Annotated in this window: 20 protein-coding genes; 17 read left to right on the plus strand and 3 right to left on the minus strand. The window is 74.7% G+C overall.

Annotated elements, in window-relative coordinates; translation table 11 throughout:
• Positions 1-51 precede the first annotated feature (51 nt).
• The 10 genes from mltG to nusB are packed head-to-tail and all read left to right on the plus strand — an operon-like array spanning position 52 to position 8,571.
• A complete protein-coding gene (gene mltG / locus E4P43_RS10860) occupies positions 52-1,758 on the plus strand; it encodes an endolytic transglycosylase MltG (protein WP_245159073.1) in 1,707 nt (568 codons plus the stop codon).
• Positions 1,755-2,558 carry a shikimate dehydrogenase gene (locus E4P43_RS10865; RefSeq protein ID WP_135145467.1) on the plus strand — a complete coding sequence of 268 codons (804 nt, stop codon included), beginning with the start codon at positions 1,755-1,757 and terminating at the stop codon, positions 2,556-2,558. Before mltG ends, E4P43_RS10865 begins: the two co-directional genes overlap by 4 nt.
• Before the next feature lie 7 nt (positions 2,559-2,565).
• Positions 2,566-3,231: a prepilin peptidase gene (locus E4P43_RS10870; RefSeq protein WP_135145468.1), complete on the plus strand. Its 666-nt coding sequence runs from the start codon at positions 2,566-2,568 to the stop codon at positions 3,229-3,231.
• Positions 3,232-3,265: 34 nt separating this feature from the next.
• The gene (gene aroC, locus E4P43_RS10875; protein ID WP_135145469.1) at positions 3,266-4,459 is read left to right on the plus strand and encodes a chorismate synthase; all 1,194 of its coding nucleotides are present in this window, start codon (positions 3,266-3,268) and stop codon (positions 4,457-4,459) included.
• The gene (locus E4P43_RS10880; RefSeq protein ID WP_135145470.1) at positions 4,456-4,989 is read left to right on the plus strand and encodes a shikimate kinase; all 534 of its coding nucleotides are present in this window, start codon (positions 4,456-4,458) and stop codon (positions 4,987-4,989) included. Before aroC ends, E4P43_RS10880 begins: the two co-directional genes overlap by 4 nt.
• Positions 4,986-6,047, plus strand: coding sequence for a 3-dehydroquinate synthase (aroB, locus tag E4P43_RS10885; RefSeq protein WP_135145471.1), 1,062 nt, complete (start codon positions 4,986-4,988; stop codon positions 6,045-6,047). The genes E4P43_RS10880 and aroB overlap by 4 nt, the downstream gene beginning before the upstream one ends.
• Entirely contained in the window at positions 6,044-6,478 is a 435-nt protein-coding gene (gene aroQ, locus E4P43_RS10890) for a type II 3-dehydroquinate dehydratase (protein WP_135145472.1), read from the plus strand. Before aroB ends, aroQ begins: the two co-directional genes overlap by 4 nt.
• The gene (locus E4P43_RS10895) at positions 6,475-7,575 is read left to right on the plus strand and encodes a Xaa-Pro peptidase family protein (RefSeq protein ID WP_135145473.1); all 1,101 of its coding nucleotides are present in this window, start codon (positions 6,475-6,477) and stop codon (positions 7,573-7,575) included. The genes aroQ and E4P43_RS10895 overlap by 4 nt, the downstream gene beginning before the upstream one ends.
• A complete protein-coding gene (gene efp / locus E4P43_RS10900; RefSeq protein WP_135145474.1) occupies positions 7,576-8,136 on the plus strand; it encodes an elongation factor P in 561 nt (186 codons plus the stop codon).
• 27 nt (positions 8,137-8,163) lie between these two features.
• Complete coding sequence (nusB, locus tag E4P43_RS10905; RefSeq protein WP_135145475.1) at positions 8,164-8,571, plus strand: transcription antitermination factor NusB; 408 nt, start codon at positions 8,164-8,166, stop codon at positions 8,569-8,571.
• 33 nt (positions 8,572-8,604) lie between these two features.
• On the opposite strand, the gene E4P43_RS10910 is transcribed toward nusB, so the two are convergent.
• The 3 genes from E4P43_RS10910 to E4P43_RS10920 all read right to left on the minus strand — a co-directional run bounded on the left by E4P43_RS10910 (position 8,605) and on the right by E4P43_RS10920 (position 11,306).
• Positions 8,605-9,615, minus strand: a complete 1,011-nt coding sequence (locus tag E4P43_RS10910; RefSeq protein ID WP_135145476.1) for a hypothetical protein — start codon at positions 9,613-9,615, stop codon at positions 8,605-8,607.
• Positions 9,612-10,535, minus strand: coding sequence for an ABC transporter ATP-binding protein (locus tag E4P43_RS10915; protein WP_135145477.1), 924 nt, complete (start codon positions 10,533-10,535; stop codon positions 9,612-9,614). The genes E4P43_RS10910 and E4P43_RS10915 overlap by 4 nt, the downstream gene beginning before the upstream one ends.
• A 213-nt stretch (positions 10,536-10,748) precedes the next feature.
• A complete protein-coding gene (locus tag E4P43_RS10920; protein ID WP_135145478.1) occupies positions 10,749-11,306 on the minus strand; it encodes a transcriptional regulator in 558 nt (185 codons plus the stop codon).
• A 244-nt stretch (positions 11,307-11,550) separates the two neighbouring features.
• Between E4P43_RS10920 and pyrR the strand changes: the two genes are divergently transcribed.
• Genes pyrR through pyrF form a run of 7 tightly spaced genes read left to right on the plus strand, consistent with a single transcriptional unit; the run spans position 11,551 to position 21,072 of the window.
• On the plus strand, positions 11,551-12,153 hold the full coding sequence (gene pyrR / locus E4P43_RS10930; protein ID WP_135145479.1) for a bifunctional pyr operon transcriptional regulator/uracil phosphoribosyltransferase PyrR: 603 nt from the start codon (positions 11,551-11,553) through the stop codon (positions 12,151-12,153).
• Positions 12,150-13,067, plus strand: a complete 918-nt coding sequence (locus tag E4P43_RS10935) for an aspartate carbamoyltransferase catalytic subunit (RefSeq protein ID WP_135145480.1) — start codon at positions 12,150-12,152, stop codon at positions 13,065-13,067. Before pyrR ends, E4P43_RS10935 begins: the two co-directional genes overlap by 4 nt.
• The gene (locus E4P43_RS10940) at positions 13,064-14,353 is read left to right on the plus strand and encodes a dihydroorotase (RefSeq protein WP_135145481.1); all 1,290 of its coding nucleotides are present in this window, start codon (positions 13,064-13,066) and stop codon (positions 14,351-14,353) included. Before E4P43_RS10935 ends, E4P43_RS10940 begins: the two co-directional genes overlap by 4 nt.
• Positions 14,350-15,516: a glutamine-hydrolyzing carbamoyl-phosphate synthase small subunit gene (carA, locus tag E4P43_RS10945; protein ID WP_135145482.1), complete on the plus strand. Its 1,167-nt coding sequence runs from the start codon at positions 14,350-14,352 to the stop codon at positions 15,514-15,516. The genes E4P43_RS10940 and carA overlap by 4 nt, the downstream gene beginning before the upstream one ends.
• Positions 15,516-18,845 carry a carbamoyl-phosphate synthase large subunit gene (gene carB, locus E4P43_RS10950; RefSeq protein ID WP_135145483.1) on the plus strand — a complete coding sequence of 1,110 codons (3,330 nt, stop codon included), beginning with the start codon at positions 15,516-15,518 and terminating at the stop codon, positions 18,843-18,845. Before carA ends, carB begins: the two co-directional genes overlap by 1 nt.
• Positions 18,842-20,203: a dihydroorotate oxidase gene (locus tag E4P43_RS10955; protein WP_245159074.1), complete on the plus strand. Its 1,362-nt coding sequence runs from the start codon at positions 18,842-18,844 to the stop codon at positions 20,201-20,203. The genes carB and E4P43_RS10955 overlap by 4 nt, the downstream gene beginning before the upstream one ends.
• The gene (gene pyrF / locus E4P43_RS10960) at positions 20,200-21,072 is read left to right on the plus strand and encodes an orotidine-5'-phosphate decarboxylase (RefSeq protein WP_135145484.1); all 873 of its coding nucleotides are present in this window, start codon (positions 20,200-20,202) and stop codon (positions 21,070-21,072) included. The genes E4P43_RS10955 and pyrF overlap by 4 nt, the downstream gene beginning before the upstream one ends.
• Positions 21,073-21,101: the final 29 nt, after the last annotated feature.

A 21,101-nucleotide genomic window follows, 5' to 3' on the forward strand; every position in this document is an offset into this window, starting at 1 on the left:
CCGCCGCGGCGGGGGAGGCACTCCTCCGACGACGGAACCGGTGGGTTGCCCGTGTCCTCCTGGACCGGCCCCGGCATCCCCACCGGTGGCGACTACCCGCCGGGCTCCCCTGCCCGCCCCCCGCGGCACACCGACCGGGGCGGCGTCCGCCCCGGCTCGGGCCTGATCGACCGCGGTGACGAGACCGGGCCGCTGGTCGAGCCGGACTGGTGGGCCTACGGCTCCACCGACCACCCGGACCACCCGAGCGGCGGCCGGGACGGGAACGGCGGCTTCGGCCGCTCCCACCCGTCCGGCCCGCTGCCCCCGATGCCGACCGGCGTCTGGGACCGGCTCAGCGGCCGGCCCGACGCCGGGGAGGACGACCCGACCGTGGCGACGCCGCGGTTCGGCGCCGTGCCCGGCGAGCCGGGTGAGCACGACGACGAGCCCACCGCCGCCACGCCGCGGGCGTGGGACGAGCACACCGGCGCCCTCGACGTGATCGGCGCCAACGTCGAGGAGGAGGCCCCGCGCCGGCGCGGACGCCGCCGGGCCGCCCGGCCCGCTCCCGCCGACGTCCCGGCCACCGAGGCGATGCCCGCGCAGCCGGCCGCCCGGCACGACGAGGAGCACCTCGCCGACGAGCACGAGCCGGTCGACGGTCCCGAGGGCCCGCTGACCGACGACGAGATCCCCGTCGCCCCGTACGACCCGCGCAGCGACCGGTCGCGCCGCCGACGTCGCCGCCGCCCCTTCGCCGTGCTCTTCGCCCTGCTGGTGCTCGGCGGCATCGTCGCCGGCATCGTGTTCGGCGGGCAGAAGCTCCTCGCGCTGCTCGACCCGACCTCCCGCGACTACGAGGGTGCGGGCACCGGCGAGGTCGACATCCGCGTCAACCAGGGCGACACGCTCAGCGACATCGCCCAGACGCTCGACGACGCCGACGTCATCGCCTCCACCGGCCCCTTCGTCAGCGCCGCCAAGGACCACCCCGACGCCACGGGCATCCAGCCCGGCGTCTACACGCTGCGGCTGCAGATGAGCGGCGAGTCCGCCCTGGAGCTCCTGCTGGACCCGGCCGCCCGCCAGGTCTCGCGGATCACCCTGCGCGAGGGGCTCAGCGTCACGCAGGTGCTGAACCGCCTCGCGGAGGACACCGGCACCCCGCTGGAGGAGCTCCAGCGCGCGGCGGCCGACCCGGTCGCCCTGGGGCTGCCGGCCTACGCCGACGGCAAGCTCGAGGGCTTCCTGTTCCCGGCGACCTACGACTTCGAGCCGGGCGACACCGCCGTCGACATGCTCGCCGCGATGGTGGCCCGGGCCGAGCAGGCCTTCGACGGCCTGAACGTGCCCGAGGCCGACCGGCTCGTCTGGATCACCAAGGCCAGCATCGTGCAGGCCGAGGCGGCCGGCGCCGAGGACATGGCCAAGGTCGCCCGGGTGCTGGAGAACCGGCTCTCCGACGGCATGCCGCTGCAGCTGGACACCACGGTGAACTACGCCAACGGCAAGGGCGGCATCACGACGACCGCGGCCGACCGGGCCAACCCCTCGCCGTACAACACCTACGTCCACACCGGCCTGCCGCCGGGCGCGATCAGCAACCCGGGCGAGGACGCCCTGCGCGCGGTGCTGTCGCCCGCCGAGGGCGACTGGCGGTTCTTCGTGGTGGTCAACCCCGACACCGGCGAGACCCGCTTCGCCCGGACCGGGGCCGAGCACCAGCAGAACGTGCTGCTCTTCCAGCAGTGGCTGCGGGAGAACCCCGAGGGATGAGGGCCGCCGTCCTCGGCCGGCCGGTGTCCCACTCGCTCTCCCCGCTGCTGCACCGGGCCGCCTACGCCGCCCTCGGCCTGACCGACTGGACGTACGACGCCCTCGACATCGGGGCCGAGGAGCTGGCCGACCTGCTGGCCGGCCTCGGCCCCGAGTGGCGCGGGTTCTCGGTGACCATGCCGAACAAGCAGGCGGCCGTGGAGGTCGCCGACGAGGTGGAGGCGCTGCCGGCGCTGCTGCGGGCGGCCAACACCCTCGTCCGCACCGGGACGGGCTGGCGCGCGGAGAACACCGACGTCGCCGGCATCGGGATGGCCCTGCAGCTGGCCGGGGTGGGGTCCGCTCCGCGGGCCGCGCTGGTCGGTGCCGGTGGCACGGCCGCGGCCGCGGCGGTGGCGCTGGCATCGCTCGGCGCGCGCGAGGTCGACGTCGTGGTGCGCAACCCGGGCCGCGCCGGGGACGTCGTCCGGGTGCTCGAGGCGCTCGGGGTGACGCCGACCGTGGTCCCCCTGGACGGCGCGCGGGTGACCGCTCCGGTGGTGGTCAGCACCGTGCCCGTGGACGGGCAGCCCGCCGCCGCAGCGCTGGACTGGCAGGCCGGGCAGACCGTGCTCGACGTCCTCTACTCCCCGTGGCCCACCCCGCTCGCCGACCGCGTCACCGCCGCCGGTGGCACCGTGGTCAGCGGGCTCGAGGTGCTGTTCTGGCAGGCCACCGAGCAGGTGGAGCTGATGACGGGGGAGCAGGCGCCCATCGGCGCCATGCGTGCCGCGCTGGACGCGGCCCTCGCCGGGCGCTGACCCGGGCGTGGACGTCTCCCGCCCGGTGCTCGCCGCGGTGGCGGTGCTCCTCGGTGTGGCCACCGGCCCGTGGCTGTCCCGCACGGCCGCACGGCTGGCCACCCGCGGTGCACCGACGCGCACCTCGCCGGTCCGGGACGCGGTGGTCACCGCGCTCACCGCGGGGCTGCTGTGCGCCGCCGCGCTGCTCGGCGGGCCCCGTCCGGTCACGGCCGGCCTGCTCTGGGTGGCGGCGGCCGCCGTGGTCCTCGGGGCGGTGGACCTCGCCGCCCACCGGCTGCCGGACCGCGTCCTGCTGCCCGCGGCCGGGGTCTTCGCCGCGGCCCTGCTCGTCGACGCCGCCGTGCTCGGCACGTGGTGGGCGCTCGCCCGCGCCGTGCTCGCCGGCGCCGCCGCCTTCGTGGTCGGGGCCGGCGTCGCGGCGGTCTCGCCCGCCGCGCTCGGGTTCGGCGACGTCAAGCTCCTGGGCCTGCTCGGCCTGGTGCTCGGGTGGTTCGGCTGGGGCGTGCTCATGGCCGGCGTCCTGCTCGGCCTGATCGCCGGAGCGGGGGCCTCGGTGCTCCTCGTGGCGGCCGGCCGCGCGACCTGGCGCAGCACCGTGCCCTTCGGTCCGCCGCTGCTGGCCGGAGCCGCCCTGGCCCTCGCGATCGGCGGCGTCCCGCCCGTGCCGTGATGCCCCGGGTCCCTCGACTGGCAGAATGCCCGGCATGTTGCGCTGGCTGACCGCCGGTGAGTCGCACGGCCAGCAGCTCACCGCAATCCTCGAAGGACTCCCGGCCGGGGTCGAGGTGCAGACCTCCGACCTCGACCTGCAGCTGGCCCGCCGCCGGCTGGGGCACGGGCGTGGTGCCCGCATGTCCTTCGAGCAGGACGTCGTCAGCCTGACCGGTGGTGTCCGGCACGGGCGCACCCAGGGCGGGCCGATCGCGGTGCAGGTCGGCAACACCGAGTGGCCGAAGTGGCAGACCGTCATGTCCGCCGACCCGGTGGACCCGGAGGTGCTCGCCGGCCAGGCCCGCAACGCCCCGCTCACCCGGCCGCGCCCCGGGCACGCCGACCTGGCCGGCATGCAGAAGTACGGCTTCGACGACGCCCGGCCGATCCTGGAGCGGGCCAGCGCGCGCGAGACCGCGGCCCGGGTCGCCCTCGGCGCCATCGCACAGCAGTTCCTCAGCCAGGCGCTGGGCGTCTCCGTCGTCAGCCACGTCGTCGGCATCGGCGCGGTGGTCGCCCCGGAGGGGACCCTGCCCGGCCCCGACGACAACCCCCGCCTGGACGAGGACCCGGTCCGCTGCGCCGACCCGGCCACCAGCGCGCTCATGACCGCCGAGATCGACGACGCCCGCAAGACCGGCGACACCCTCGGCGGGGTCATCGAGGTCGTCGTCCACGGCCTGCCGCCGGGCCTGGGCAGCCACGTCCACTGGGACCGGCGCCTCGACGCCCGCCTGGCCGCGGCGCTCATGGGGGTGCAGTCGGTCAAGGCGGTGGAGGTCGGCGACGGCCTGGAGACCGCCCGCCGGCGCGGCTCGGTCGCGCACGACGAGATCGTCGCCGTCGACTCCGCCGACGGGCAGCACCGCATCCAGCGGCTCACCGACCGGGCCGGCGGCATCGAGGGCGGCATGACCAACGGCGAGGTCCTGCGCGTCCGCGCGGCGATGAAGCCGATCAGCACCGTGCCGCGGGCGCTGCAGACCGTCGACGTCGCCACCGGCGAGGCCGCGGTGGCCATCAACCAGCGCAGCGACGCCTGCGCGGTGCCCCGCGGCAGCGTCGTCATGGAGGCGATGGTCGCGCTGGTGCTGGCCGACGCCGCCCTGGAGAAGTTCGGCGGCGACTCGCTGGCCGAGACGCGGCGCAACGCCCAGGGCTACCTCGACGCGCTCCGCTACCGGTGACCGGGCCGGCCCTGGTCCTCGTCGGTCCGCCCGCGTCGGGGAAGACGACGGTGGGCACGGAGGTCGCGGCAGCCCGGGGGCTGGCGTTTCGGGACACCGACCGCGACGTCGAGGCCGAGACCGGGACGACGGTCGCCGACCTGTTCGTCGAGCACGGGGAGCCGCACTTCCGGTCGCTGGAGGAGAGGGCCGTCGCCCGCGCCGTCGGTGAGCACACCGGCGTGCTGGCCCTCGGCGGGGGAGCGGTGACCAGCGCGGCCACCCGCGAGCTGCTCGTCGCCCACGGCCGGGCCGGGGGTGTCGTGGTGTGGCTGGACGTCGACGTCGCCTCCGCCGCCCGCCGGGTGGGCCTCTCCCGGGACCGGCCGCTCCTGGCGGTCAACCCCCGCGCCATGCTGCGCACCATGCTCGAACAGCGCGCCCCGCTCTACGCGGAGGTGGCGACCCACCGGGTGGCCACCGCGGGGCGCCCGCCGGAGGAGGTCGTCGCCGAGGTGCTCGCCGTCCTGACACCGGAGGTGGAGCGGTGACCCGCCGCGTCACCGTCGCCGGGGAGAAGCCGTACGAGGTGGTCATCGGCCCCGGCGCGCAGACCGAGCTGTCCCTCGTGCTGGCCGGCACGCCGAAGGTGGCCGTCGTGCACGCGCCGCCGCTCGCCGCGGCGGCCGGTGCCGCGGTGGAGACGCTGCAGACCGCGGGCGTGGCCGCCGAGGCGGTCGTCGTCCCCGACGGGGAGGCCGCGAAGACCGCGCAGGTCGCCGCGGAGGTGTGGGAGGAGTTCGGGCGGCTCGGGCTGACCCGCTCCGACGCGGTCGTCGGCGTCGGCGGGGGAGCGGTCACCGACCTCGCCGGGTTCCTCGCCGCCACCTGGACCCGGGGCGTCCGGTTCGTCACCGTGCCCACGAGCGTCCTCGGCATGGTCGACGCGGCGGTGGGCGGCAAGACCGGCATCAACACCGCCGCGGGCAAGAACCTCGTGGGTGCCTTCCACCCGCCGGCCGCCGTCCTCGCCGACACCGACCTCCTGGCGGGCCTGCCGGAGGCGGAGTTCCGCTCCGGGCTGGCCGAGGTCGTCAAGTGCGGGTTCATCGCCGACGCCCGCATCCTCGAGCTGCTCGACGCCGACCCGACCGGCCGCGCCGACACCGAGGAGCTGATCGAGCGGGCGGTGCGGGTCAAGGCCGACGCCGTCGGCGAGGACCTCTTCGACACCGGCGTGCGCGAGTTCCTCAACTACGGGCACACCCTGGGCCACGCCATCGAGCGGATCGAGGACTTCGGCTGGCGGCACGGCGAGGCGGTCGCGGTCGGGCTGGTCTTCGCCGCCGAGCTCGCCGGCCAGGCCGGGCTGCTGGCCCGAGCCGAGGTGGACCGCCACCGGGAGCTCGTGGCGGCCATGGGGCTGCCGACCCGCTACGACGGCGACTGGGACCGCCTGCAGGCCGTCATGCGGGTGGACAAGAAGGCCCGCGGCGCGTCGCTGCGCTTCGTCGTCCTCGACGGGCTGGGCAACCCCAGGATCCTGACCGACCCCGACCAGGCCTGGCTCGACGCGGCCTGGGCCGCCGTATCAGGAGTGAACTCATGACCGTCCTCGTGCTCAACGGACCCAACCTCGGCCGCCTCGGCACGCGCGAGCCGGAGATCTACGGCTCCACGACCTACGCCCAGCTCGTCGAGCTCCTCGAGCGGGCCGGCGCGGAGCTGGAGATGGAGGTGCAGGTCCGGCAGACCGACGACGAGGCCGAGATGCTGCGCTGGGTGCACGCGGCCACCGACGCGGGGAGCCCGATCGTCCTCAACCCCGCGAGCTGGTCGCACACGTCGATCGCGCTGCACGACGCCCTGGCGGCGACGACCGCGCCGGTCGTCGAGGTGCACATCAGCAACATCCACAAGCGCGAGCAGTTCCGGCACCACTCCTACGTCTCCGCGGTCGCCGACGGCGTGATCGCGGGGCTCGGCATCGAGGGGTACGTCCTGGCGCTGCAGTGGCTGTCCCTGCGGGGAGCGCGATGAGGACGGCGGCCCGCCGCGACGCGCTCCGCGCCACCGCCGCGGAGCGCGGCCTGGACGCCGTGCTGGTGACCAACCTGCTCAACGTGCGCTACCTGACCGGCTTCACCGGCTCGAACGGCGCCCTCCTGGTGCGCACCGACGGTGCCGACCTCTTCGGGACCGACGGCCGCTACACCACGCAGGCCGGCACGCAGGTGCCCGACGTCGAGCTGCTCGTGGGCCGGGCCACGGTGCCGGCGCTGGCCCGCGAGGCCGTGCGGCGCGGCGCCCGCCGGCTCGGCTACGAGTCCCACGACCTGACCGTCGACGGCCTGCACGGGCTCGAGCGGGTGCTGGACGACGCCGCAGCCGGGGGCACGGTCCCGGAGCTGGCCTCGGTCCGTCGCGCCGTCGAGGCGCAGCGGGCGGTCAAGGACGACGACGAGGTCGAGTCGCTGCGCCGGGCGTGCGCGGTGGCCGACCAGGCGCTGGCCCAGCTCGCGGCGGAGGGCGCGCTGCGTCCCGGCCGGACCGAGCTGCAGGTGGGCCGGGAGCTCGACGCCCGCATGCTGGCCCTCGGTGCGGAGGCGCCGTCGTTCGAGACGATCGTCGCCACCGGCGCGAACTCCGCGATCCCGCACCACCGGCCGGACACGACGGTGCTGCGCGACGGCGACCTCCTCAAGCTGGACTTCGGCGCCACCGTCGACGGCTACCACTCCGACATGACCCGCACCTTCGTGCTGGGCCATGCGGCGGACTGGCAGCGCGAGGTCTACGAGCTGGTCGCGGCGTCGCAGGCCGCCGGCCGGGCGGCCCTGGCGGTCGGCGCGGACGTCGTCGCGGTGGACGCCGCGGCCCGTGACGTCATCGTCGCGGCGGGCCACGGCGAGCACTTCACGCACGGCCTCGGGCACGGCGTGGGGCTGGAGATCCACGAGGCGCCGGGCATCGGCCAGCTGGGCGCGGGTAGTCTGGCCGCCGGCATGGCCGTCACCGTGGAGCCGGGGGTGTACCTCCCGGGGCACGGTGGTGTCCGGATCGAGGACACCCTGATCGTCACGGACGACGCGCCCGAGTTGTTGACCCTCACGAGCAAGGAACTGCTGGTTCTCTAGATGGCTACCACCAACGACCTCAAGAACGGCATGGTCCTCAACCTCGACGGCCAGCTCTGGTCCGTCACCGAGTTCCAGCACGTCAAGCCGGGCAAGGGCGGCGCCTTCGTGCGCACCACGCTGAAGAACGTGCTCACCGGCAAGGTGGTCGACAAGACCTTCAACGCCGGCACCAAGGTCGAGACGGCCACCGTGGACAAGCGGTCGATGACCTACCTCTACAAGGAGGGCACCGACTTCGTCTTCATGGACGGCGACACCTTCGAGCAGATCTACGTGCCGGCCGAGACCGTCGGCGACGGCGCGAACTACCTGCTCGACAACACCGAGGTCGTCGTCGCCGTCCACGAGGGCACCGCGCTCTACGTCGAGCTGCCCGTGACCATGGAGCTCGTCGTCGAGCACACCGACCCGGGCCTGCAGGGCGACCGCTCCACCGGTGGCACCAAGCCCGCCACCCTGGAGACCGGCGCGCAGATCCAGGTGCCGCTGTTCATCTCGACGGGCGAGAAGCTCAAGGTCGACACCCGGGACGGCCGTTACCTCGGCCGCGCCAACTGAGCGCCGGGCGGGCGGGGTAGGGCCGGCATGGCTGCACGCACCAAGGCCCGCAAGCGCGCCGTCGACGTCCTCTACGAGGCCGACGTCCGTGGCCGGGACCGGCTCGAGCTGCTGCGCGAGCGCGTCGCCGACGGCAACCCCCCGGTACCCGACCACGCCGTCCGGCTGGTCGAGGGCGTCGAGGCGCAGAGCGACCGCATCGACGAGCTGATCGAGACCCACACGTCGGGCTGGTCGCTGGACCGGCTGCCGGACGTCGACCGCGCGATCCTGCGGATGGCGACCTACGAGCTGCTCTGGGTCGAGGACGTGCCCGACGCCGTCGTCATCGACGAGGCGGTGGAGCTGGCGAAGGCGCTGTCCACCGACGAGTCGCCGAAGTACGTCAACGGCGTGCTGGGCGCGATCCTCGCGGCCGAGGTGCCCACCGCCTGACCGCCCCTCCGCTCCGGAGGGGCGGCCAGGCGCTCAGTGCAGGTCGCGGCGGGCGAACAGCCAGACGCCGACGCCGACGATGACCGCGACGTATGCGCTCACGACCAGCCCGCCGTGCAGGTTGGTGACCAGGTACGACGGCGGCTCGACTGTGTAGTCGGCCGAGTAGTCGTAGATGCGCGTGCCGCCGGGGACCACGAGGGCGACGGTGTTCACCGTCAGGCTCCAGCGCTGGGCCGCCAGGCCCAGGAAGGCCCCGAGCGCCCCCTCCAGGATCGCGAAGTAGACGAACGCGATGCCGAGCGCCGCGCCGGTGTTCCGGGTGAGGTTCGCCAGCCCGAAGCCGATGAGCGCGACGAGCACGGTCAGCAGGACGGCGCGTCCCTGCGCCGCCAGCAGCTCGCCCCAGAACCCGTCGGGCAGCTCGCGCCCCGAGCCGGCCGCCGAGTCCAGGACCCATGCCATGACCAGCCAGGCAGCCTGGGCGACCGCACCGATTCCCGCGGCCGCGAGGGCCAGCACGCCGATCTTGGCCGCCATCACCGCGAGCCGGTCGGGCACCCAGAAGAGCAGCGCGACGATCGACCGGGTGGACCACTCCGCGCCGATCCAGGTGGCGCCGACCAGGAAGGCCAGCACCGCGGCCGCGGCGGCGAAGCCCATCGCCCCGGCCTCGGCGGCCGAGGCCAGGTCGAACGGCTGCACCTGCAGGAAGTCCTCGACGGCCAGGGGCGGCCCGCAGACGTCCACGACGGGCTGCCCCGACTGCTCGGCGTCCGCGGTGCACTGCTCGCGCCACTCCTCCTCGCCGACGATCGCGAGGTCGTACTCGCGCTGGGCGGCGGCGTAGTCGGCGTCGGTCGGGTGGTCGAAGAGGACCAGCCCGATGCCGATGGCGCCGAGCCAGCCGAGGACGGACAGCCCCAGGAGCACCTGGATGAAGCGCCGGGAGCGGAACCGGAGCAGCTCGGCGCGGAACAGGCTGCCCTTCAGGCGCGTGCCGGTCGGGCCAGCCGGGGCCGCGTGCTGCGTCGCCGCGCTCATGCGCGCTCCCCGGTGATGGCGAGGAACGCGCTCTCCAGGTCGGGGGTCACGCGGACCAGCTCCTCGACGTAGTGGCCGTGCTCGGCGAGCACGCGGGTGATCGCCCCCGTGGCCGGGGCGCCGTGCACCAGCACCTGCCCGTCCGGGGCGGGGGAGACGGAGTAGCCGGCGGCGGCGAGCACAGCGGCAGCGGCGGCCGGGTCGGGCAGCGCCACGCGCACGTCCCCGGTCCCCGCGGCGGAGAGGACCTGGTCCACCGGGCCGGAGGCGACCTGCCGGCCGCGGGCGAGGATCGTGACCGAGTCGCACATCTGCTGGACCTCGGCCAGCAGGTGCGAGCTGACGAGGACCGTCGTCCGGCCGTCGTGCCCGAGCCGCCGGACCAGCTCGCGCACGTCGCGGATGCCCGCGGGGTCCAGCCCGTTGCTCGGCTCGTCGAGGACCAGCAGGCGGGGCGCCTTCAGCAGGGCGGCGGCGATGCCGAGCCGCTGCTTCATGCCGAGCGAGTACCCCTTGAACCGGTCGTCGGCGCGCTCGCGGAGGTCGACGAGCTCGAGGCACTCCTCGATCCGGGCGCGGGGGACGCCGGCCGCCGTGGCCAGCAGCCGCAGGTTCATCCGGCCGGAGAGGCCGGGGGAGAACAGCGGGGTCTCCACCAGCGCGCCGACGCCCTCGATCACGCCGCGCAGCTCGGCGGGCACCGGGCGGTCGAGCAGCCGCATCTGCCCCGGACCGGGGTCGGGGCGCACCAGGCCCAGCAGGACGCGGATCGACGTCGTCTTGCCCGAGCCGTTCGGCCCGAGGAGGCCGTGGACGCCCCCGGACCCCACGGTCATGTGCAGGTCGTCCAGCGCCCGGAAGGGCCGGCCGCCCTTCGCGCGGTAGGTCTTCGAGACGCCCACCATCTCCACTGCCGGCATCCGGGTCCTCCCAGCCGAGCGGGCACGGCGCCCGAGGTGCCAGCACCCTGGCACAGCCGGCCGCCGGGGGACAGGCTCCGCCGCGCGTGTCGGAACGGCCCCGGCCCGGAACCACACGACGGAGGGGCCCCGCGCACGACGAGGGGCCCTGCCGGGTCGGCAGGGGCCCTCGGCCCCCTGTCCCGGCGCGTGCCGGGAGCAGGGGGTGTGCGGTCAGCGGGGGGAGCGGCGGCGGTCGCCCCAGGAGTCGTCGAGGTCCTCCTCGAGGTCGTCGTCGCCACCGGAGCTGACGATGCCCTCCATGCCGGGGGAGAGCACGCCCCACTCGATCAGCTGGGTGGTCAGCTCGTCGGGGCTCATGTCGTAGATGATCGCCAGTGACTTGAGGTCCTCCGCGCGGATGGAGAGGACCTTGCCGTTGTAGTCGTGGCGCTGGGCCTGGATGGTCGACGCGTAGCGGGCCAGCGGGCCGGCCTCGTCGGCGGGCAGCGAGCCGAGCGACTCCAGGTTCAGCACGATCTTGTTGGTCGAGGTGACCGCGGAGCTCGGCCGCGGGTCGGGCAGCAGCTCGGACACCGGGACGCCGTAGAAGACGGCGAGCTCCGAGAGCCGCTGCACGGTGACCGCGCGGTCGCCGCGCTCGTAGGAGCCGACGACGACCGCCTTCCAGCGGCCGTGCGACTTGTCCTCCACGCCCTGCAGGGAGAGGCCCTGCTGGTTGCGGATCGCGCGGAGCCGGGCGCCGAGGGCCCGTGAGTAGTCGGTGCTCATCGCTGTCTGCTCACTGTCCGTCGTCTCGGATGGGTGCTGGTCGTCACGCAGCGTACTGGTGAAGCGAGGATCACAACAGACGGCCTGCTCACGGCGGGGGAGGTGACGGCGCAGCCACGGAGGGTGGCCGGGGTTGCCACGGGCCTGGCCCGGCGGCGGCCCGCCGCGCTCCGTGCCGTACCGTCGCAGGCGGTCCGACCACTCCTTTAACGACCCGTCCAGTGAGGCGGGGAAGGAGGCCTCATTGGCCCGCTCGTCCGAGCCTGCCCGGAGCACGGCTCCCGGCAGCACCCCCGGCACCCTGCTGTCGGCCGCCGACGTCGCCCGCGTCATCGACCGGATCGCGCACCAGCTCATCGAGCGCGCGGCCGCGGCGCACCCCGGCCGGGACGGTCTCGCCGACCTGGTCCTGGTGGGCATCCCCACGCGCGGTGCCCCGCTGGCCCGCCGCCTGGCCGCCCGCGTCGAGGCCTTCTCCGGTGCGACGGTGGACGTCGGCACCGTCGACATCACGCTCTACCGGGACGACCTGCGCCGGCGCGGGGTCCGCGCGCTGGAGCCCACGCTGATGCCCGACGGCGGCATCGACGACCGGCTCGTCGTCCTCGTCGACGACGTGCTCTTCTCCGGCCGCTCGGTGCGCGCCGCGCTGGACGCGCTGCGCGACCTCGGCCGGCCGCAGGCGGTGCAGCTGGCCGTGCTGGTCGACCGCGGGCACCGCGAGCTGCCGATCCGCGCCGACTACGTGGGCAAGAACGTGCCGACGTCGCGGGCGCAGCAGGTGCGGGTCCACCTGGCCGAGACCGACGGCGTGGACGAGGTCCTCGTGACGGGGGAGGCAGGGTGAAGCGGCACCTGCTGGAGGCGGCCGACCTCGACCGGGACGACGCGACGCTGGTGCTGGACACCGCGGCGCAGATCGACCAGGCGCTGGCCGGCCGCGAGGTCAAGAAGCTGCCCACCCTGCGCGGGCGCACGGTGGTGAACCTGTTCTACGAGGACTCCACCCGCACGCGGATCTCCTTCGAGCTGGCCGCCAAGCGCCTCTCCGCCGACGTCATCAACTTCTCGGCCAAGGGCAGCAGCGTCTCCAAGGGCGAGAGCCTCAAGGACACCGCGCTCACGCTCGAGGCGATGGGCGCCGACGGCGTCGTCGTCCGGCACTCGGCCTCCGGTGCCCCGCACCGCCTGGCCTCCTGGGTCAAGGGCAGCGTCGTGAACGCCGGCGACGGCACCCACGAGCACCCGACGCAGGCGCTGCTGGACGCCTACACGATCCGGCAGCGGCTGGGCCGGCTCGACGGCGTCCGCGTGACGATCGTCGGCGACGTCCTGCACAGCCGGGTCGCGCGCTCCAACGTCGGCCTGCTGCACACCCTCGGCGCCGAGGTCACCCTGGTCGCGCCGCCGACGCTGCTGCCGGTGGGCGTGGGCAGCTGGCCCGCCGACGTCGGCTACGACCTGGACGCCGTCCTGCCCAAGAGCGACGTCGTGATGATGCTGCGGGTCCAGGCCGAGCGGATGAACGCCTCGTTCTTCCCCAGCGCCCGCGAGTACAGCCGCCGCTACGGCCTCGACGCCCGGCGGATGGCCGCGCTGCCCGACGACGCCATCGTCATGCACCCCGGGCCGATGAACCGCGGCATGGAGATCGCCGCCGAGGTGGCCGACTCCGTCCGCTCCACGATCGTCGAGCAGGTCGCCAACGGGGTCTCGACCCGGATGGCCGTGCTCTACCTGCTGCTCGGAGGAAACGCGTGACGAACTACCTGATCAAGGGCGCCCGCCCGCTCGGTGGGGACCCCGTCGACATCCTGCTGCAGGACGGCCGGGTCGCCGCGGTCGGCGACTCCCTGGAGGCCACCGGCGCCGAGGTGGTCCAGGCCGCCGGCCTGGTCGCCCTGCCGGGCCTGGTCGACCTGCACACGCACCTGCGCGAGCCCGGCCGCGAGGACGCCGAGACCGTGGAGACCGGCTCCCGGGCCGCGGCGCTCGGCGGGTTCACCGCGGTGCACGCCATGGCCAACACCGACCCGGTCGCCGACACCGCGGGCGTCGTCGAGCAGGTCTGGCGCCTGGGCCAGGAGGCCGGCCTGGTCGACGTCGTCCCCGTGGGGGCGGTGACCGTGGGCCTGGCGGGGGAGCGGCTGGCCGAGCTCGGCGCGATGGCCGACTCCGCTGCCCGGGTCCGGGTCTTCTCCGACGACGGGCACTGCGTCTCCGACCCCGCGCTCATGCGCCGCGCGCTGGAGTACGTCAAGGCCTTCGACGGCGTCGTCGCCCAGCACGCCGAGGAGCCGCGGCTGACCGTCGGCGCCCAGATGCACGAGGGCGACCGCTCCGCGCGGCTCGGGCTCACCGGCTGGCCGGCCGCCGCCGAGGAGGCGATCATCGCCCGCGACGTGCTGCTGGCCGAGCACGTCGGTGCGCGGCTGCACGTCTGCCACGTGTCGACGGCGGGCTCGGTGGAGATCCTGCGCTGGGCGAAGTCCCGCGGCGTCCAGGTCACGGCCGAGGTGACCCCGCACCACCTGCTGCTCACCGACGCCTGCGCGGAGTCCTACGACCCGGTGTTCAAGGTGAACCCGCCGCTGCGCACCGACGCCGACGTCGAGGCCCTCCGCGCCGGGCTGGCCGACGGCACGATCGACGCCGTCGGCACCGACCACGCCCCGCACGCGGTCGAGGACAAGGAGAGCGAGTGGGCGCAGGCCCGGCCCGGCATGCTCGGGCTGGAGCAGGCGCTCTCGGTCGTGATCGAGACGATGGTCGAGCCGGGCCGGCTCGACTGGGCCGGGGTCGCCGACCGCATGTCGGTCCGCCCCGCGCAGATCGGCCGCCTCGCCGACCACGGCCGCCTGATCGCCCCCGGCGAGCCGGCGAACCTGGTGCTCGTCGACCCGGCCGCCCGCGCGGCGGTCGACCCCGCGGCGCTGGCCAGCCGCAGCCGCAACAGCCCCTATGCCGGCCGGGAGCTCCCCGGCCGGGTGGTCGCCACGTTCCTGCGGGGCGAGGCGACCGTTCTGGACGGAAAGGCAACACGGTGAGTGACGCGATCCTCGTGCTCGAGGACGGCAGGACGTTCCGGGGCGACTCCTACGGGGCGACCGGGACGACGGTGGGCGAGGCGGTGTTCGCCACCGGCATGACCGGCTACCAGGAGACGCTGACCGACCCCAGCTACGCGGGCCAGATCGTGGCCATGACCGCACCCCACATCGGCAACACCGGGGTCAACGGCGAGGACGACGAGAGCAGCCGCATGTGGGTCGCGGGCTTCGTCGTGCGCGACCCGGCCCGGCGCCCGGCGAACTGGCGGGCCACCGGCAGCCTGGACGACGAGCTGGTCGCCCAGGGGATCGTCGGCATCAGCGGGATCGACACCCGCGCGCTCACCCGCCACCTGCGCGACCGGGGCGCCATGCGCGCGGGCATCAGCACCGAGCTGGGCGCCGACGAGCTGCTGGCCCGGGTCACCGCGGCCGAGGGCATGACGGGCGCCGACCTCGCGCCGACGGTGAGCACGGCCGAGGCCTACGTCGTCCCGGCGGTGGGGGAGAAGCGGTTCACCATCGCCGCGCTCGACCTCGGCATCAAGACCGCCACCCCGCGGCACCTGGCCGCGCTCGGCGTCGAGACCCACGTGCTGCCCTCGACGGCCACCGCCGAGGAGCTGCTGGCCGCCGGTCCGGACGGGGTGTTCCTCTCCAACGGCCCCGGCGACCCGGCGGCAGCCGACTACGCGGTCGAGGCGGTCAGGGGCGTGCTCGACGCCCGCCGGCCGCTGTTCGGCATCTGCTTCGGCAACCAGATCCTCGGCCGCGCGCTCGGCCTGGGCACCTACAAGCTGCAGTTCGGCCACCGCGGCCTCAACCAGCCGGTGCTCGACCGGGTCAGCGGCACCGTCCGCGTGACCAGCCACAACCACGGCTTCGCCGTGGACGCCCCGCTCGACCGTCCCACCGACACCCCCTACGGGCCGGTGGAGGTCAGCCACGTCGGCCTGAACGACCAGGTGGTCGAGGGGCTGCGGCTGCTGGAGACCCCGGCCTTCAGCGTGCAGTTCCACCCCGAGTCCGCCGCCGGGCCGCACGACGCGTCGCCGCTGTTCCAGCGCTTCGTCGACCTCATGGAAGCCGCACGCGACGGCGAGGCCGCCTCCGGCGGGCCCGCCCCGGTCGTCGAGCACAGCACCGGGGAGAAGAACTGATGCCCAAGCGCACCGACATCGGCCACGTCATGGTCATCGGCTCCGGGCCGATCCTCATCGGCCAGGCCGCGGAGTTCGACTACTCCGGCACCCAGGCCTGCCGCGTGCTCAAGGCCGAGGGGCTGCGGGTCAGCCTGGTCAACAGCAACCCGGCGACGATCATGACCGACCCGGAGATCGCCGACGCCACCTACGTCGAGCCGCTGACCCCGGAGTTCGTCGAGAAAGTCATCGCCAAGGAGCGCCCCGACGCGCTGCTGGCCACCCTGGGTGGGCAGACCGCGCTGAACATCGCCATCGGCCTGTTCGAGAACGGGGTGCTGGAGAAGTACGGCGTCCAGCTGATCGGCGCCGACGTCGACGCGATCAACCGCGGCGAGGACCGGCAGAAGTTCAAGGACATCGTCCGGTCCATCGGCGCCGACGCCCCCCGCTCGCGGGTGTGCTCCACCGTCGAGGAGGCGCTGGAGACCGCCGAGGAGGTCGGCTACCCCGTCGTCATCCGGCCCAGCTTCACCATGGGCGGCCTCGGCTCGGGCTTCGCGACCGACGAGGCGATGCTGCGCCGCATGGCGGCCCACGGCCTCGCCGACTCCCCGGTGCACACCGTCCTCATCGAGGAGTCGGTGCTGGGCTGGAAGGAGTACGAGCTGGAGCTGATGCGCGACCGCAGCGACAACGTGGTCGTCATCTGCTCGATCGAGAACATCGACGCCATGGGCGTGCACACCGGTGACTCGGTGACCGTCGCCCCGGCGATGACGCTGACCGACGTGGAGTACCAGCGGATGCGCGACGTCGGCATCGCCGTGCTGCGCGAGGTGGGCGTCGACACCGGCGGCTGCAACATCCAGTTCGCGGTCAACCCGGCCGACGGCCGCCTGGTCGTCATCGAGATGAACCCGCGGGTCTCCCGGTCCAGCGCGCTGGCGTCCAAGGCCACCGGCTTCCCGATCGCCAAGATCGCCGCGAAGCTGGCCATCGGCTACACGCTCGACGAGATCACCAACGACATCACCGGCGTCACCCCGGCGGCCTTCGAGCCGACGCTGGACTACGTCGTGGTCAAGATCCCGCGGTTCGCCTTCGAGAAGTTCCCGGGCGCCGACCCCCGGCTGACGACGACGATGAAGAGCGTCGGCGAGGTCATGTCGATGGGCCGCAACTTCGCCGAGGCCCTGGGCAAGGCGATGCGGTCGACCGAGACCAAGGTGGCCGGCTTCTGGACCGGCCCGCGCGACGAGCGCTCCGCCGAGGAGCTGCTGGAGGTGCTGCGCACCCCGGTCGAGGGGCGGCTCTACACCGCGGAGGCGGCGCTCGCGGCCGGCGCCACGGTGGAGCAGGTCGCCGAGGCCAGCGGGTTCGACCCGTGGTTCGTCGACCAGATCGCCCTCGTCCGCGAGGTGGCCGACGCCGTCCACGAGGCGCCGTCGCTGACCCCGGAGCTGCTCCGCCGGGCCAAGCGGCACGGCCTGTCCGACCGGCAGATCGCGGCCCTGCGGCCCGAGCTCGCCGGTGAGGACGGCGTCCGGGCGCTGCGCTGGCGGCTCGGCGTGCGGCCGGTCTACAAGACCGTCGACACCTGCGCCGCGGAGTTCGCCGCGCGCACCCCGTACCACTACTCGTCCTACGACGAGGAGACCGAGGTGCAGCCCCGCGAGAAGCCGGCGGTGCTGATCCTCGGGTCCGGGCCGAACCGGATCGGGCAGGGCATCGAGTTCGACTACTCCTGCGTGCACGCCGTCATGGCCCTGCAGGACGCCGGCTACGAGGCGGTGATGGTCAACTGCAACCCCGAGACCGTCTCCACCGACTACGACACCGCCGACCGGCTCTACTTCGAGCCGCTGACGTTCGAGGACGTCCTCGAGGTGGTCGAGGCCGAGCGCGCCGCTGGGCCGGTCGAGGGGGTCATCTGCACGCTGGGCGGGCAGACGCCGCTGGGCCTGGCGCAGCGCCTCAAGGACGCCGGCGTGCCGGTGCTGGGCACCTCGCCGGAGGCCATCGACGCGGCCGAGCACCGCGGCGAGTTCTCCCGGGTGCTCACCGACACCGGCCTGCTCGCGCCCAAGCACGGCACGGCGACGACCTTCGGCGAGGCCCACGAGATCGCCACGTCCATCGGCTACCCGGTGCTCGTGCGGCCCTCCTACGTCCTGGGCGGCCGCGGCATGGAGATCGTCTACGACGACGCCACGCTCGAGGCCTACATCGCCAAGGCGACCGACGTCAGCGCCGCGCACCCGGTGCTGGTCGACCGCTTCCTCGAGGACGCCGTCGAGATCGACGTCGACGCCCTCTACGACGGCACCGACCTGTACCTGGGCGGGGTCATGGAGCACATCGAGGAGGCCGGTATCCACTCCGGCGACTCGGCGTGCGCCCTGCCGCCGATCACCCTGGGCTCGGCCGACCTGCTCAAGATCCGGGCGGCGACCGAGAAGCTCGCCGAGCGCATCGGCGTCCGGGGGCTGATGAACGTCCAGTACGCGATCAAGGACGACATCCTCTACGTGATCGAGGCCAACCCGCGGGCCAGCCGCACGGTGCCCTTCGTCAGCAAGGCGACGGCGGTGCAGCTGGCCAAGGCCGCGGCCCGCATCGCCGTGGGCGAGTCGATCGCCGACCTGCGCAGCGCCGGCGTGCTCCCCGCGACCGGTGACGGCACCGACCTCTCCGAGCACGCGCCCATCGCGGTCAAGGAGGCGGTCCTGCCCTTCCACCGCTTCCGCACCGTCGAGGGCTACGGCGTCGACACCGTGCTCTCCCCGGAGATGAAGTCCACCGGCGAGGTCATGGGGCTCGACACCGAGTTCGGCACCGCCTTCGCCAAGTCGCAGGCCGCCGCCTACGGCTCGCTGCCCACCGAGGGCACTGTCTTCGTGTCGCTGGCCAACCGGGACAAGCGCTCCGCGGTCTTCCCGATCAAGCGGCTGGCCGACCTCGGCTTCACGCTGCTGGCGACGACCGGCACCGCCCAGGTGCTCCGCCGGCACGGGGTGGCGGCCCAGGTGGTCGGCAAGTTCAGCGAGGGCCCGGGCAACGTCGTGGAGCGGATCCAGGCCGGCGACGTCGACCTGGTCTTCAACACGCCGTTCGGGGCGCCGGGCAACAGCGGCCCCCGGCTGGACGGCTACGAGATCCGCACCGCCGCCGTCTCGGCCGGCATCCCGTGCATCACCACGGTGCAGGGGATGGCCGCCGCGGTGCAGGGCATCGAGTCGCTCCGCCAGGGCGGGATCGGCGTCCGCAGCCTGCAGGAGGTGCACGCGGCGCTGGCCGGCGGCACGCACGGCGGCCCGAGCCAGTTCGCCGGGGTCCAGGAGTGACGGCGTCGTCGCCGGGCGCCGTCCGGCGGCTGCGCGACGACGTCGTGGGGCGGGGGCTGGTCGAGGGGCTGCCCGGCGCGTTCGTCGCCGGGCTCACCCGGTTCGGCCGGCCGCCGGAGGCGGAGCTGGAGGCGCTGGGCGCCGCCGTCACCGACCTCGCCCGGCGGCTCGCCTCCGGCGACGTCGGGGACGGCGACCAGCCGCTGCTCACCCGGGCGCTCTACGTCGCCGGGCAGGCCGACCTGCTCGCCCCGCACGACGTGCCCAGCCCCATGTACGACGTGCTGGGGACGTTCCGCGAGAACCTCGCCCGGCCGCTCGGCCCCCGGCTGGCCGAGCGGCCGACCACCGGGCGGCGCTGGCGGCTGCTGGGGCGCACGATCGGCTTCCCGATCGGGGTGCCGGCCTGCGTGCTCAACGGCAGCGAGGCGTGGGTGCGGCACAACGTGGCCAACGGCTGGAACGTGCTGACCTACAAGACGGTCCGCGGGCGGGCGCACGCACCCAACGAGCAGCCCAACTGGGCCTTCGCCGCCCGGGAGACGGCCAGCCTCGCGCCGGGGGCGGACGCCGACGTCGTCGCCGACCCGTGGGACTGGGTGCCCCCCGGCTCGACGACGGTCAGCAGCGTCAACTCCTTCGGCGTCCCGTCGCCCGCGCCCGAGGAGTGGATGGCCGACCTCGCCCGCGCCGTGGCGGCCGTGGGCGAGGAGCAGCTGCTGCTCGTCAGCGTCATGGGCGAGGGGGACGACCTCGCGGCGGACTTCGCCCGCACCGCCCTTCTGGCGCAGGAGGCCGGCGCGGCCGTGGTGGAGCTGAACCTCTCCTGCCCGAACACCCTGGACCGGTCGGCCGGCGGGGTGAAGCCGCCGCTGTGCCTAGATGCCGACGCCACCGTCGCGGTGGTCGAGCACGTCCGGCGCGCGCTGGACGACCGCACCGGGCTGGTCGCCAAGCTCTCCTGGCTCGACGAGCAGCGGCTGTCCGCCCTCGTGCCGCGGCTGGCCCCGCTGGTCGACGGCATCGCCGGGATCAACACCGTGCAGAGCCGGGTGCGGCGCAGCGACGGCACCCCCACGTTCCCCGGCCGGGAGCTGGCCGGGCTGTCGGGCATCGCCGTCCGCGAGCCCGCGCTGGACCTCACCCGGCGGCTGGTCGCGCTCCGCGAGGCGGGCGGGGCGCACTTCGACGTCCTGGCCATGGGCGGGGTCACCGACCCGGCCTCCTTCGAGGCGCTCTTCGCCGCCGGCGCCGACGCGGTCCAGTCCGCCGCCGGCGCGTTCGCCGACCCCCTCCTGGCCGCGGCGTGCGTGGCCGCGCTGGGGGACACCCTGCCCCGGAGCGTGGAGGCCCCGTGACCGAGCCGTTCGGCAAGCGCCTAACCGAGGCGGTGGCCGCCCGCGGGCCGCTGTGCGTCGGCATCGACCCGCACGCGGAGCTGCTGGTGGCCTGGGGGGTGGGGGACTCCCTCGACGGGCTGCGCCGGTTCACCGACGGGGTGGTCGAGGCGCTGGCCGGCTCGGTGTCGGTGCTGAAGCCGCAGATGGCCTTCTACGAGCGGTTCGGCGCGCGCGGGCTCGCGGTGCTCGAGGACGCCGTGGCAGCGGCCCGGGCGGCCGGCGCGCTGGTGCTCCTGGACGCCAAGCGCGGGGACATCGGGTCGACGATGGCCGGCTACGCCGACTACCTGGCCGACGGGCACCCCATGCAGGTCGACGCGCTGACCGTGAGCCCGTACCTCGGGCCGGAGTCGCTGGCGCCCGCCGTGAGCACGGCCAGGCGGTCCGGCGGTGGCCTGTTCGTGCTCGCCCGCACCTCCAACCCCGACGCGGGCACCTTCCAGCTGGCGACGGCGGGGGACCGGTCGGTGGCCCAGGCGGTGGTGGACGCCGTGCGCGGCTACAACACGCCCGACCAGCTGTGGAGCGAGCTGCCGGCGGACGGGGGCGTCGGGCACGCCGGCGGCTTCGGCCCGTCCCTCGGCTCCTTCGGCGTCGTCGTGGGGGCGACGCTCCCCGAGCTGGACGTCGACCTCGAGGGGCTGCGCGGCCCGGTCCTCGCCCCCGGGCTGGGGGCGCAGGGCGGGACGGTGCAGGACCTGCGGCGGCTCTTCGGGGCGGGGCAGGCGGTCGTCCCCACCGTCTCCCGCGACGTCCTGGGAGCCGGTCCCGACCCGGGCGCCCTCCGCGCCGCGGCCGAGCGCTGGGCCGAGGCGCTGTCGGCCTGAGCGGGGTGGGTGCCTCCCTGCCCCTATCC

The sequence above is a fragment of the Blastococcus sp. TF02A-35 genome (genome assembly GCF_004571075.1).
Taxonomy (GTDB): Bacteria; Actinomycetota; Actinomycetes; order Mycobacteriales; family Geodermatophilaceae; genus Blastococcus.